This is a genomic window from Polynucleobacter sp. es-GGE-1, from assembly GCF_018882005.1.
In the GTDB taxonomy this organism is placed as follows: Bacteria; Pseudomonadota; Gammaproteobacteria; order Burkholderiales; family Burkholderiaceae; genus Polynucleobacter.
In genome coordinates this window covers 83,267-95,981 of the sequence record NZ_JACVPE010000007.1, presented here as the reverse complement: position 1 = coordinate 95,981, position 12,715 = coordinate 83,267, and the positions used below count along the sequence as shown (strand labels likewise).

The window sequence follows — 12,715 nt, the reverse complement described above, 5'->3', positions numbered from 1 at the left end:
GGGTTGAAATAGCCCAAAAACACCCATCCCTCTATAATAGAGGCATGCCCAGGTGGCGAAATTGGTAGACGCACCAGCTTCAGGTGCTGGCGATCGTAAGGTTGTGGGGGTTCGAGTCCCTTCCTGGGCACCAAACACTCCTACTAGTCCTGATAACTCCTATATGGGGACGAATCAGCCTAAATTCAATAGCACTTAGATTCCCATGTTTCTATGGAGAATCTTCCCCTTCATTTCTTCCCAAAGACTTTCAAAATCGTCTGTTTTTTCCTCGGAGAGTTTTACAGGATCGTAAAGCTGGCCAAAGACAATGGATTTCCTTTTCACTAGGGTCTTCTCAAACTCTGTCAAACCAATGGGCTTATCTTCCATGTCGCGGGTGAGTTCTGCAGAGCAAACAATCGCTTCTTCATCATCCTTATCCACTACGGCAAATTCGATGAATTGCTGGGTCTTATCTACGATGACTAAGGTACCGCGAGCATAAGTCACTGCATCATGTTGCTGGACGATATAGGCCAGGAATTGATCTTCCTCTGCTCTTTCCATTTGTAGGTCGTCGATGAAGAATAGATATTGATCACCATCGCTATTGACTAAGGTAAAGACTTTAGGCGTAACGCCATGACCTAAAACTAGGTTGCGGTAATAAGTGGAGACTTCTACTGCCAGGTTTTCTGAAAAGAGGTGCATGACAAATTCATTAAAGTTTTTAAGTCGAGGTTTTTAAATTAAGCCAAGTTCTTTTTTAAGAATGCCATGGTTCTTTCCCAAGCTAAGTTTGCTGCAGCCTCGTTATATTGCAATGGTGGCATACCGCGACTATCTGCCTTTGGATTAGCAAAGGCATGCTTAGCATCGTAGCGATAGAACTCATGCTGGATATTCGCCTCAGTTAACTTTGTATCTAGTTGATCAACGCCCGAGATGACAAAGAAATCATCATGGCTAGCCCAGTGCGCCATCATTGGCTTTGTGATCGCTTTGGCATCTACATATTCCAGCGGAGGGTAGCCATACCAGACCACCGTGCCATCAAGCTCAGGAACATGACAGGCGGATAGTACGGTTAATGCACCGCCCATACAAAATCCAGTGACTGCTACTTTTTTGCTACCAGTAGCCTTGAGATACTGAACGGCGCCACGAATATCTTGACCCGCTGCATCACCAAAGTTCAGATCTCCCATGAGGTGCTCTGCTTCTTTAGCTTCTAGAGCGAGTTTGCCGCGATATAAATCAGGCACTAGTGCACGATACCCTGACTTAGCCAAGCGATCGGCTACAGCCTTCACCTCACTATCAAGCCCCCACCACTCCTGAATAACGACCACCCCTGGAGCATGAGATTGATCTGCAGGCTCTGCCAAGTATCCATTGACTGATTGCCCATCGGGTCTTTTGTATTCGATCATGTGTGCTCCTTTATTTATTACTGACTATTGAATTCATTAGGCGTTCTTCGTTTTGGTATCCGAATGAATATATCCTACCAGCCAGAACGTGAGCAAGCCACAGGCTACCGCCCCATATCCAACCAGGTTGTAGTGCTCCATCTTACCGTCAGCCGTGATAGTTACCACTACCCCAGCCAGTACCGAGGCAATGCCTGAGGCAAGCATTTGAACTGAACCTACCAGGCTCATAAAAGTTCCCCGAATCTTGGGCTCGACTAACTGACTCACCATTGCCATGGCTGGAATCATGCGCCCAGAGATGAGAATAAAGAAAGATGTGGAATTAATTAACACCACCCATAAAGGGACGGGGACTAAATTGGTCGTCACGATCAGCGGTATCAAACTGACTATTGCTAGGATTCTGAATACGCGTACTTTGCCATACTGATCTGCCATATGACCAATCAAGCGGGAGCTCATTAAGGTTGCCACCCCACCGCATAAATAGATCAGAGAAATATAGGACTCAGCCACACCCACATTGGCAGTGAGATATAGAGCGATATACGGAATCACTGAGAATCCCGTCAACATGATTAGGCCCATGAACACAAAAGCACGCAAGTGGTGATGGGCAATCAAGATGTCATAGATTTGTCTAAAACGACTTCCCTCATGAACATGATGAAGATGCCCAGAAATCTTGGGAATATTACGATAACCAATATACAAAACGAGAGTGGCAATCAAACCAATAAACATAAATGGCGCACGCCAACCTAAAGAGTCGATGTGATTGGCTAAAAATAAACTCAAGGGAACGCCGGCAACGGTCGAGACCGAAAATGCTGCCATCACCGTACCCAAGGCTTTACCACGACGTTCAAACGGAATAGAGTCAGCCACGATAGTTTGAACAAGTGAACCCAAGATCCCACCGAAGGCCCCTGCACATGCACGTGCAATAAATAGTAAATGGTAGTTCGGTGCAAAACCACAGGCTATTGTTGCAATGATGAAGCAAATATATAAACGTAGGAGTAACTGCCGTCTCTCAAAGCGGTCGACATAGTAAGTTGCAAATATTCCCGCAATTGCTGCCGCAAAAGTATAGGAAGATAACAATAAGCCAAACTGATGAGTATTGATTGAAAACACTTTAATGAACTGAGGCCCTAAAGGCATCATGATCATAAAATCCAAGATATGCGTGAACTGAATTCCGGCTAATGCAAAGAGAAAAAAGTGCTCTCGCTTAGGGGATTCAAAAAGATTAGATGGCTGGTTCAAGGTCTGCTTTACACGCGCTGGTCAATATGCCATTATCCCCCTTGAATCCTAATTCTGCCGACCCCTTACCTACTAGATCATGACTACATTTGCCGAACCAGTTCTACAAACAGCCGTACTAGGCATCCCCGTGATACCGCTTATCACGGATGTTTTCTTTGGAGTCTTGGGCCTGATTGCGATTCTGGTCTTTCATGGTAGCTGCATTAATCACATCATCATGCGCTTTGATAGAAGGACCGAAAAGAATCAAAGTCAGGGACAATATAACCGAGTGTTTATACACTTTTATGCCTCATTTATTTTGATTGCCTGCGTGCACATTTGTGAAATTGTGATTTGGTCTGTTTACTTGATTGCACTCAATCTGATTCCGAATGGAATCGAGGCTTTGATATTTGCAGGTAGTTGCTATACCACCGTAGGATTTGCCGCAGATTCCTTACCTGCAGGCTGGAAAAGCTTGGCTTTCTTTATTGCATTTTCCGGTCTCTTTTCAATCGCCTGGACCACCTCGGTCATGATCGGAATGACTGAAGCCTACAAAAAAGCCTGGGGACAAAAGTACAGCTGGAGTCGCATTAAATCTTCTTGATGTAATACCCATATACACAACGATTGCCACCTCTAGATGGGTTATGAGTATCGAAAATCACGCCATTAATCACAGTCGTGAGGTGCTTGGAGACCTTAACGATCAAAGTGCCTAATGGAAGCTCTTCGGGCCTGAGGTGAACCTGGCACCCTGCTCCTACTCTCATGGTGGGAACCCACTCAAAGCCATGACTCAAAATGTAATCATGAAACACATTGCGATGATTACCGTTCCGCGGCGATGAACCCCTGCGGACAAGATGTCTTGATAGCTTATTATCTCGCTCGTTAGCATATCGCTCATTAGCGTCACCCAGATCTTGATAGACTTGTAGATAAGGAAGATTCGCTGCAATCGCAATCGATCTGACAACGCAGTCGCCAGCGCTACCTTTAAAGCCAGCTTCACCTCTGCCACCATCATGATATTGAAATGGAAAGACTTTGCTTGAGCGTTTTAAGTGAGAGAAAGGATTTAAGAAACTAAACATACTTATTTATGCAATTGGTAAATAAAAAATGGACTTGCCTTGCGACAAATCCATTTCTTTTTACGGGCAAATGCGAATTACTTCGCCTGCGCCTGCTTCACTTTCAAACGCCATGCATGCAAGAGTGGCTCAGTGTAGCCATTAGGCTGCTCTAGACCTTTGAAGATCAAATCACTAGCAGCTTTAAAGGCATAAGAGTCTTTGTAGTTTGGCATCATTGGCCTGTACAAAGGGTCGCCTGCATTTTGCATATCAACAATGCTAGCCATGCGTTGCATTGCTTCCTGTACCTCAGCCTTAGTGACATATTTGTGTAGCAACCAATTGGCAATGTGCTGACTAGAAATACGCAAAGTTGCGCGATCTTCCATTAAGCCTACGTTATAAATATCAGGCACCTTAGAGCAACCTACACCTTGGTCAATCCAGCGCACTACATAACCTAAGATACCTTGGCAATTATTATTGAGGGCTTCGCGAATCTCCTCTTTAGTCCAATCAGGATAGAGTGCAATTGGCACAGTCAAGAGATCGTCAGTTAAAGCCTCATACTCAGCTGCAGTATCTTCTTTCTCCATCTCTTCTTGAATCTTGGCCACATTAACTTGGTGATAATGCATGGCATGCAAAGTGGCAGCAGTAGGTGATGGTACCCAAGCGGTATTCGCTCCGGCTAGAGGATGCGCCCCTTTTTGCTCTACCATCTCCTTCATCAGATCTGGCGCAGGCCACATACCCTTACCAATCTGTGCACGGCCACGTAGACCGCAATCCAAGCCTGCCAATACGTTACGGCGCTCATACGCTCCGAACCATTTGGCAATCTTCATTCTGCCTTTGCGAACCATGGCACCACCATACATACCGGTATGCATTTCATCACCGGTACGATCTAAGAACCCAGTATTAATAAACGCAACGCGAGCACCAGCTGCAGCAATAGCAGCTTTAATATTGACGCTCATACGGCGCTCTTCATCCATGATGCCTAATTTGACAGTGTTCTCGGGTAAACCCAGTAATTTCTCAACACGGCCGAAGAGCTCGCTAGCAAACGCCACTTCTTCTGCGCTGTGCATTTTTGGCTTCACAATGTAGACAGAGCCCTTGCGTGTATTGCCAATGGCCTGAGTTGCTGGGCGATTGATGTCATACAAAGCAATTAATACGGTGACTACGGCATCTAAGATACCTTCGTAGATTTCCTTACCTTCGCTAGTAATGATGGCTGGGTTAGTCATCAAGTGACCAACGTTGCGAAGGAATAAGAGTGAGCGGCCATGCAGCGTCACAATGCCATCTTTTGCATTGGTTGCGCCTATACCTGCTTTATATTGACGATCTGGGTTCAGTTTACGGGTAAATGTTTTACCACCCTTACTGACTTCTTCAACCAAGGTGCCTTTGAGAATACCCAACCAGTTCTCGTAAGCAAGTACTTTGTCATCGCCATCAACTACGGCTACTGAGTCTTCTAAGTCCAAAATGGTTGAGAGTGCTGCCTCGAGCACCACATCATTGACTCCGGCTGGATCAGCAGCACCAATAGTTTTAGTCCTATCGATTTCAATATCAATATGAATGCCATGATTGCGCAACAAGATGGATGATGGTGCAGAAGCATCGCCCTGATAGCCCACGAACTGTTTTTCATCAACCAAGCTAGTAGCGCTACCGTCTTTTAATTTAACGGACAGTTTTTTATCTACAACGCTATAGGCCACTACATCGCGATATAAAGCCCCAGCCAAAGGAGCGGATTCATCTAAAAACTGACGAGCAAAGGCAACAACCTTTGCACCTCGAATCGGGTTGTAAGCGCCATCCTTAGTGGCACCTTCTGCTTCAGAGATCACGTCTGTGCCATATAAAGCATCATACAAAGATCCCCAACGGGCATTAGCAGCATTCAAGGCATAGCGCGCATTGAGAACTGGAACAACAAGCTGAGGGCCAGCTTGGAGAGCTAGCTCATCATCCACATTCTGAGTGGTAGCCTTAATCGTGGCAGGAACATCCTCGATATAACCAATTTCTTTTAAATATTTGCGATACGCAGGCATATCTTTAATTGGGCCTGGATTGGCTTTGTGCCATTTATCTAGATCAAGCTGTAAACGATCGCGCTTTGCCAGTAAAGCTTCATTTTTTGGAGTTAAGTCTGTAACGATTTCATCGAAACCCTTCCAAAAATCAGCACTCTTAATGCCAGTTCCAGGAAGTACTTTGTCTTCAATAAATCGATACAAGGGGGTTGCTACTTGAAGGTCATTACAGGTAGTACGCGCAGTCATGTGATTCATTTCTTATGCAAAAGTTAAAAATTGGGTTTACTTAGTTTCTTACTTCGTTTTTTACTTCATTTCTCACTTCCTTACTGAATCAAATATTTTCCATCAATCCTGAAAGGGATGTTGGAGAAGAATGGTTTCATCACGCTCTGGTCCTGTAGAAACCATTGCGATTGGCTTACCAGCCACTTCTTCAATACGGCGCAGGAAATTTTGCGCCTCTACAGGTAGCTTATCCCACTCGCGAATCCCAAAAGTGGTGCCTTTCCAGCCTGGGAAATCTTCATAGATTGGCTCACATCGAGCTACTGACTCTGCGCCCCGCGGCAATACATCTAACTTCTTGCCATCGAGCTTGTAGCCCACGCACAAGCGAATGGTTTCGAGGCCATCGAGCACATCCAACTTGGTAATGCACAGGCCTGACAAACCATTGATCTGAATCGAGCGCTTCAAAGCAGCAGCATCTAACCAGCCAGTGCGACGGGGACGACCGGTAACAGAACCAAATTCCTTACCAACTTCAGCAAGACGAATACCAATAGGATCTTGTCTTGCTGGATTGTCATGATCATAGAGCTCGCTTGGGAATGGGCCCGCACCAACACGCGTGCAATAGGCTTTCGTAATACCCAAGATGTATTGCAGTGAATCAGGGCCAACACCAGAACCCGCCGCGGCATTGCCCGCTACGCAATTACTAGAAGTCACGTATGGATAAGTGCCGTGATCGATATCGAGTAAGGTACCTTGTGCACCTTCAAACAAGAGGTTTTGACCGGCTTGCTCGGCAGCATATAAAGCGCTAGAGACATCGACTACCATTGGCTTGATGCGCTCTGCATAAGACATCGCTTCAGCAAGTGTCTTCTCATAGTTGACAGGCTCAGCACCGTAATAGTTGGTAAGCATGAAGTTGTGATACTCCAAGTTCTCACGCAATTGCGCTGCAAACTTTTCTGGATAGAACAAATCTTGGACGCGCAAAGCACGACGTGCCACTTTATCCTCATAAGCTGGGCCAATACCACGCCCGGTTGTACCGATCTTGGCTTCCCCACGCTTTTTCTCACGCGCATGATCAATTGCTACGTGGTACGGGAGAATCAAAGTGGTGGCTTCGGAGATTTTTAGACGGGATTGGATATCTAAACCGGCATCTTCAAGCTCGCCAATTTCTTTAAAGAGCGCCTCTGGTGACAGCACCACACCATTACCAATGTAACAGATCACCTCTTTATGCATGATTCCAGAAGGAATCAAACGCAAAATCGTTTTCTTACCACCAATGATTAAGGTATGACCAGCATTGTGACCACCCTGAAAGCGCACGACTGCTCGAGCGTGATCAGTTAACCAATCAACTACCTTACCTTTGCCTTCATCACCCCACTGGGTGCCAATGACAACGACGTTACGACCTTTTGCTTGCTGCTTTGAAGACATATTGAAATCCAAAAAGATAATGACAAATTAGGTTAAGTGATTACTTGATTAATCAATTGATTGCTACTGACTTTAGTTCTTCTTTACTTCCCAAGAGTTACCCTGCTTCACCAATGCTCGATCACATTCATATTCAGCTGCCTCAACGGATTCACCGGCAAGAACCTGAATCACTACTTCACCACGATTGCGCAATTCTGTAATGGCATTTTCTAAGGCCACATCCTGAACCCAAGGTGCAAGGATAGCGAATTTACGAACCTGTAAAGGTGACAAGCTAGCCAATGTGAGTAGATCCAAGGAAAATCCAGTAGCAGGCCGGGAGCGACCAAAGGCCTGACCCACCTGGTCATAGCGCCCGCCTCTAGCTATCGGTTGCGGCAAGCCATCTACATAGGCTGCAAACATCACACCGCTGTGATATTGATAGCCACGCAGATCGGCTAGATCAATGCTGAGCTCTATACCTACATTAGCATTTGCTGCAGAAACTATCCGCTCTAAGTCTGCTAATGCCTGATCGATAGCAGCATGCTTCGGTAGCACCTGCTTTGCCTGAGCTAACACTTCAGCGCACGGACCATTTAATTCCGTCAATGCGAGCAAAGCATCAGCAATCTTGGCAGGTAAACAGGTTGCCCATTGTTGTAAACGAGGGCGATCCTTGGTCTGCAAAAGGCCATATAAAGTTTCAATGGTTTCTTTAGCGAGCTTTTGATCGGCCAAAATACCAGTCAAGATGCCAGCGTGTGACAGATCTAAATACACCTTTTTGAGACCAGCTACTCCCAGGGTCTTGAGTAATAAGGTAATAGCTTCAAAGTCCGCTTCCCAATTGGCGCAGCCATAGATCTCTGCACCTAATTGCAATTGTTCGCGTGATGAGCTACCTACGGGGGTGCGTGCATGCGCAACCGAGCCTGCATAGCAAAGCCGAGTAACACCTGCCCGATTTAATAAGTGCGCATCGATACGCGCGACTTGCGGAGTGATATCCGCACGCAAGCCCAAGGTGCGACCTGATAATTGATCAACCAATTTGAAAGTTTGCAAATTGAGATCAGAACCCGTGCCAGTTAAGAGTGAATCCAAGAACTCCAAAATTGGAGGAGCCACTAGTTCATAGCCATAGGATTGATAAAGATCCAAGATGGCACGACGCAAAGACTCTACCTTGCGAGCCTCAGCTGGCAAAACGTCTGCAATATCTTCAGGAAGTAACCAACGATTCATGATCTGAATGATTCGCTTTCTTATTTTTTATGCAGAAACTTGAAGAACTCACCATTCGGCTCCACCACCATCACATCTTTCTTATCCTTGAAAGAGTTACGGTAGGCCTCCAAGCTCTGATAGAACTGCGCAAACTGTGGATCACGTCCAAATGCTTCGGCATAGAGTGAGGTGGCCTTAGCATCTCCCGCCCCTTTGATCTTTTGAGCATCACGATAGGCTTCAGCCAAAATCGTATCGCGTTGACGCTCTGCATTAGCGCGAATTTTGTCAGACTCTGCTGCACCAGTAGAGCGCAACTCATTGGCTACACGCTTACGCTCAGCCTCCATCCGGCGATAGACTGAATCACTAATCTCAGCCAAGAGGTCAACACGTTTTAAGCGGACATCCACAATTTCTACGCCAATATCAGATGCATCAACCGCGACCTTCTTGCGAATACCTTGCATCACTTCTTCACGCTGATCAGAAATCAATTCACGGACTGTGCGCTTGGTGAACTCTTCATTTAATGCGGATCGCACTAGTTGCGTTAAGCGATCTTGCGCCAGGCGCTCATCACCTTTGAAGCTAATGAAGAATTTACGAGGATCAACAATGCGCCACTTCACATAAGAATCTACGAGCAGATTTTTCTTCTCAGCAGTAATGAAGCGCTCTGCCTCTGGATTATCAATTGTCAAAATACGACGGTCGAAGAAACGCACACTCTCAAATGGACCTGGATACTTCACCTGCAGACCCGGTTTCTCAATCACGCGCACGATCTGACCAAAAGAGAACACAACGGCGAACTTGCGTTGATCCACAACAAAGATACTGGAAGACAGTACATAGACGAGCGCAATAAATGCAACCGCAGCGACGATCAGACGATTAGCATTCATTAACGGCTCTCCCGATCACGACTACGCAAACCATCGCGCTTATCCGCTGACCTATCATTACTAGAGCTTGGGCTTACTACAGGCGCTGCAGTAGTTGGCGCAGGATTATTAAGCCCTGTTGCTCCACCCACTGTGACAGAACCAGTTGGGGTGCTAGAAGAAGTTGTGTTGCCTTGATTAAGAGGAGCGCCAGTAGCTTGTGCGGTCTCTGCGCTGACCTGCGCAACAATCTTATCGAGCGGCAAATACAACAAACTATTACTCTTGGTCGTATCAACCAAAATCTTGGTCACATTGTTATACATTTCGCGCATCGTATCGATATACATGCGATCACGAGTCACTTGTGGCGCCTTAGAATATTCCACCAAGATTTGCTTAAAGCGAGTTGCGTCACCCTCTGCAGTAGCTACTACACGAGCCTTATAGCCCTCTGCCTCTTGAATTAAGCGAGCTGCAGTACCCTTAGCGCGCGGGATGATGTCATTGGCATAAGCCTGGCCTTCACTCTTTAAGCGTTCTTGATCTTGACCAGCCTTCACCGCATCGTCAAATGCAGCTTGCACTTGTTCTGGTGGTTGTACGTTTTGTACCGTAACGCTCGTGACATAAATGCCTGTCTTATAGCTATCTAAAATCTTTTGAATCGAATTAGCAAGATCAATACCAATCTTCTCGCGCCCTTCGTACAAAACAGTATCCATCTTGCTACGAGCGACAATCTCGCGCACGGCTGTTTCAGCAGCTTGGATGACTGCAGCATCAGGATCACGATTGTTAAATAAATAATCAGTTGGGTCTTTTAAGCGGTATTGCACAGCGAAACGCACATCAATAATGTTTTCATCTTCAGTCAACATCGAAGAGTCTTTTTGATTAGTCGCTTTAATCAGTACCGGACGGCCCACTTCAACGGAGCGCACGCCCGAGAGATTGACTGTTTCAGCAGACTGGAGCGGCCATGGGAAATGCCAATTAATACCAGGCTTAGCGGTGTAGTCGTATTTACCAAAACTCAGAACAACTCCCGCCTGACCCTCTTGGATAATGAAAAAACCACTGCACACCCAAAAGAAGAGGAAGATCGCCAGCGCTACTAGCAGACCACTCTTGGAGCTAAAGGGGTTTGTGAAATTAAAGTTTGGTCCAGCAGAACCACCACCGTTACCACCACGCTGTGATGGCGGAGGAATATCGCCACTGTTGGGTTTTTTAGCAGAAGCGGGTGAATTCGTACCTGGCTTTTTCTTACCGCCAAAGATACCGGCAATCTTGTCATTGAAATCGCGCCACAACTCATCCAAATCTGGTGGACCATCTGGCTTGGTTGGCTGCTTATTTGGCTGACCTGTTGGTGGATTTTGATCAGGCTCTACTTTTGGAGCTTGCTCATTGCCCTGCCCTTCTTTGGCATCCTTGGAATCTTTGGATCCGTTGTTGTGGCTATTGCCCCAACCTGGATCATTGACCGAAAAAAGGTCTAAAAATTTACGCATCATTAGAAAAGTAGCTTCGGTTAGGAATCGGATTAAATTCGGATGACTCTGGTCGTTCAGGTAAAGGTGCTAAAAACTCGTCCGGGGCCATTTGGGTCTTAGCACGGTTGTGTTCACTCCTCATTTTATCAGTCATTTGGGAGCATTCCGCCAAGGCTGACCTCATTAAATCAAGGCCTAAGCCTGTTTGGGCTGAGAGGAAAACTTCGCTCGGAAAACCTTGGTTATCCCGCTCTAAAACAGCCCCGCGGGTGAAGGTTTGAGGCATTAAATCGATCTTATTCATCACCTCAATGCGCGGGATGTCGTCAGCCCCGATTTCTTGTAAAACCGCCTCAACTTCCGCTTTTTGCTCCCTGGCAACTGGGCTGCAGGCGTCAATTACATGCAATATCAGGTCGGCATGGATCGTTTCATCCAGAGTAGCCCTAAAGGCCTCGACCAACTGGTGTGGCAAATCGCGGATAAATCCGACGGTATCTGACACCACAATCGAGCCTACCCCCTCTAAATGGACTCTTCTAGAAGTGGTATCTAGGGTGGCAAAGAGCTGATTAGCAGCATAAGTGCCCGCCTTGGTCAACGCATTGAACAACGTTGATTTACCAGCATTGGTATATCCCACCAAGGAAACGGAGAACACATCCTGACGATTGCGCGCCCTTCTTTGGGTTCTTTGCTGACGCTGTAGTTTTTCTAATTCATTTTCAAGGCGCTTGGCTTTGGTCGCCAACATCCGGCGGTCTAACTCCATCTGGGTTTCACCCGGTCCACCGCGGACACCAATACCACCCCGCTGACGTTCTAAATGACTCCAAGCGCGCACGAGGCGAGACATGCGATAACGCACTTGCGCTAATTCGACTTGGGTCTTACCGATGTGGCTTTGCGCGCGTTGACTAAAGATATCCAAAATCAAACCCGTGCGATCCATCACATGACGACCAATATGACGCTCTAAGTTCCGCTGCTGCGTCGGGGATAAAGGATGATTGAAGATAGCTAATTCAGCGTCATGCTCTTCCATCACGCGCTTTAACTCATTCGCCTTTCCAGAGCCAATGAATAAAGCGGGATCGGTTCTACCCTTTCGCGCAATGACGCTCGCTGCGGGAATAGAACCAGCGCTATCAGCCAAGAGGCTGAGTTCAGCCATACTGTCTGCAAAATCTTCGCGTCCGGTATCTACACCAACCAGAACGGCGCGTGCCGCATCTACACCAGTTTTATACAGAGCTAGCTTCTTCTACACGGAAATCAATCGCACGAGCAGGAACGATCGTGGAGATTGCATGTTTGTAAACCATCTGCGTTACGGTATTGCGCAGTAGTACAACGTATTGATCGAATGACTCGATATTGCCTTGCAATTTAATGCCATTCACGAGGTAAATTGAAACAGGAATGTGCTCTTTACGCAGTGCATTTAAAAACGGATCCTGCAGTAATTGGATTTTGCTGGGGTTGTTATTACTCATACTGCTCCTTATTTATTTTTGACTTGCTTTATTTTGGGAGTCTTGCTTTTTGCTGATTATTTTTTACTGAATACCTCTAAAACTGTTATTACCTAGCTATCTATAT

At 46.3% G+C, this 12,715-nt stretch carries 12 protein-coding genes and 1 tRNA gene; 2 read left to right on the top strand and 11 right to left on the bottom strand.

Translation table 11 applies throughout. From position 1 onward, the window contains the following. Window positions 1–46: 46 nt before the first annotated feature. Window positions 47–133: transfer RNA gene (locus tag ICN35_RS06900), tRNA-Leu, on the top strand. A 62-nt stretch (window positions 134–195) separates the two neighbouring features. On the opposite strand, the gene ICN35_RS06895 is transcribed toward ICN35_RS06900, so the two are convergent. From ICN35_RS06895 to ICN35_RS06885, 3 genes are read right to left on the bottom strand one after another with little or no spacing between them, the layout of a single operon-like run. Continuing rightward, entirely contained in the window at window positions 196–693 is a 498-nt protein-coding gene (locus ICN35_RS06895) for a hypothetical protein (protein WP_215318218.1), read from the bottom strand. A 38-nt stretch (window positions 694–731) separates the two neighbouring features. Beyond that, a complete protein-coding gene (locus ICN35_RS06890) occupies window positions 732–1,415 on the bottom strand; it encodes a dienelactone hydrolase family protein (protein WP_216125620.1) in 684 nt (227 codons plus the stop codon). Between the two features lie 36 nt (window positions 1,416–1,451). Further along, window positions 1,452–2,690: an MFS transporter gene (locus tag ICN35_RS06885; RefSeq protein WP_216125617.1), complete on the bottom strand. Its 1,239-nt coding sequence runs from the start codon at window positions 2,688–2,690 to the stop codon at window positions 1,452–1,454. 79 nt (window positions 2,691–2,769) lie between these two features. On the opposite strand from ICN35_RS06885, the gene ICN35_RS06880 reads away from it, so the two are divergent. Beyond that, a complete protein-coding gene (locus tag ICN35_RS06880) occupies window positions 2,770–3,285 on the top strand; it encodes a hypothetical protein (RefSeq protein WP_216125614.1) in 516 nt (171 codons plus the stop codon). Here ICN35_RS06880 and ICN35_RS06875 read toward each other — a convergent pair. The 8 genes from ICN35_RS06875 to hfq form a co-directional block, all read right to left on the bottom strand. Continuing rightward, window positions 3,272–3,775, bottom strand: coding sequence for a hypothetical protein (locus tag ICN35_RS06875; RefSeq protein ID WP_216125612.1), 504 nt, complete (start codon window positions 3,773–3,775; stop codon window positions 3,272–3,274). The genes ICN35_RS06880 and ICN35_RS06875 overlap by 14 nt on opposite strands. A 77-nt stretch (window positions 3,776–3,852) precedes the next feature. Next, window positions 3,853–6,069 (bottom strand): malate synthase G, encoded by a 2,217-nt coding sequence (locus tag ICN35_RS06870; protein WP_216126022.1) that lies wholly within the window; start codon window positions 6,067–6,069, stop codon window positions 3,853–3,855. Window positions 6,070–6,171: 102 nt separating this feature from the next. Further along, complete coding sequence (locus ICN35_RS06865; protein ID WP_216125610.1) at window positions 6,172–7,512, bottom strand: adenylosuccinate synthase; 1,341 nt, start codon at window positions 7,510–7,512, stop codon at window positions 6,172–6,174. A 72-nt stretch (window positions 7,513–7,584) separates the two neighbouring features. Further along, window positions 7,585–8,745: an ATP phosphoribosyltransferase regulatory subunit gene (locus ICN35_RS06860; RefSeq protein WP_216125608.1), complete on the bottom strand. Its 1,161-nt coding sequence runs from the start codon at window positions 8,743–8,745 to the stop codon at window positions 7,585–7,587. A gap of 20 nt (window positions 8,746–8,765) precedes the next feature. Then, the gene (gene hflC, locus ICN35_RS06855) at window positions 8,766–9,635 is read right to left on the bottom strand and encodes a protease modulator HflC (protein ID WP_215294929.1); all 870 of its coding nucleotides are present in this window, start codon (window positions 9,633–9,635) and stop codon (window positions 8,766–8,768) included. After that, complete coding sequence (hflK, locus tag ICN35_RS06850) at window positions 9,635–11,134, bottom strand: FtsH protease activity modulator HflK (protein WP_216125606.1); 1,500 nt, start codon at window positions 11,132–11,134, stop codon at window positions 9,635–9,637. Before hflK ends, hflC begins: the two co-directional genes overlap by 1 nt. Further along, window positions 11,124–12,365, bottom strand: coding sequence for a GTPase HflX (gene hflX, locus ICN35_RS06845; RefSeq protein WP_255535755.1), 1,242 nt, complete (start codon window positions 12,363–12,365; stop codon window positions 11,124–11,126). The genes hflK and hflX overlap by 11 nt, the downstream gene beginning before the upstream one ends. Next, on the bottom strand, window positions 12,358–12,609 hold the full coding sequence (gene hfq, locus ICN35_RS06840) for an RNA chaperone Hfq (RefSeq protein WP_216125604.1): 252 nt from the start codon (window positions 12,607–12,609) through the stop codon (window positions 12,358–12,360). Before hfq ends, hflX begins: the two co-directional genes overlap by 8 nt. Window positions 12,610–12,715 lie beyond the last annotated feature (106 nt).

What these genes read in the sequence shown, in the direction of transcription:
- ICN35_RS06875 (WP_216125612.1), bottom strand. Translation starts at nt 3,775, where the DNA reads ATGTTTAGTTTCTTAAATCCTTTCTCTCACTTAAAACGCTCAAGCAAA.
- hflC (WP_215294929.1), bottom strand. Translation starts at nt 9,635, where the DNA reads ATGAATGCTAATCGTCTGATCGTCGCTGCGGTTGCATTTATTGCGCTC.
- ICN35_RS06880 (WP_216125614.1), top strand. Translation starts at nt 2,770, where the DNA reads ATGACTACATTTGCCGAACCAGTTCTACAAACAGCCGTACTAGGCATC.
- ICN35_RS06860 (WP_216125608.1), bottom strand. Translation starts at nt 8,745, where the DNA reads ATGAATCGTTGGTTACTTCCTGAAGATATTGCAGACGTTTTGCCAGCT.
- ICN35_RS06865 (WP_216125610.1), bottom strand. Translation starts at nt 7,512, where the DNA reads ATGTCTTCAAAGCAGCAAGCAAAAGGTCGTAACGTCGTTGTCATTGGC.
- ICN35_RS06870 (WP_216126022.1), bottom strand. Translation starts at nt 6,069, where the DNA reads ATGACTGCGCGTACTACCTGTAATGACCTTCAAGTAGCAACCCCCTTG.
- hflK (WP_216125606.1), bottom strand. Translation starts at nt 11,134, where the DNA reads ATGATGCGTAAATTTTTAGACCTTTTTTCGGTCAATGATCCAGGTTGG.
- hfq (WP_216125604.1), bottom strand. Translation starts at nt 12,609, where the DNA reads ATGAGTAATAACAACCCCAGCAAAATCCAATTACTGCAGGATCCGTTT.
- ICN35_RS06890 (WP_216125620.1), bottom strand. Translation starts at nt 1,415, where the DNA reads ATGATCGAATACAAAAGACCCGATGGGCAATCAGTCAATGGATACTTG.
- ICN35_RS06895 (WP_215318218.1), bottom strand. Translation starts at nt 693, where the DNA reads ATGCACCTCTTTTCAGAAAACCTGGCAGTAGAAGTCTCCACTTATTAC.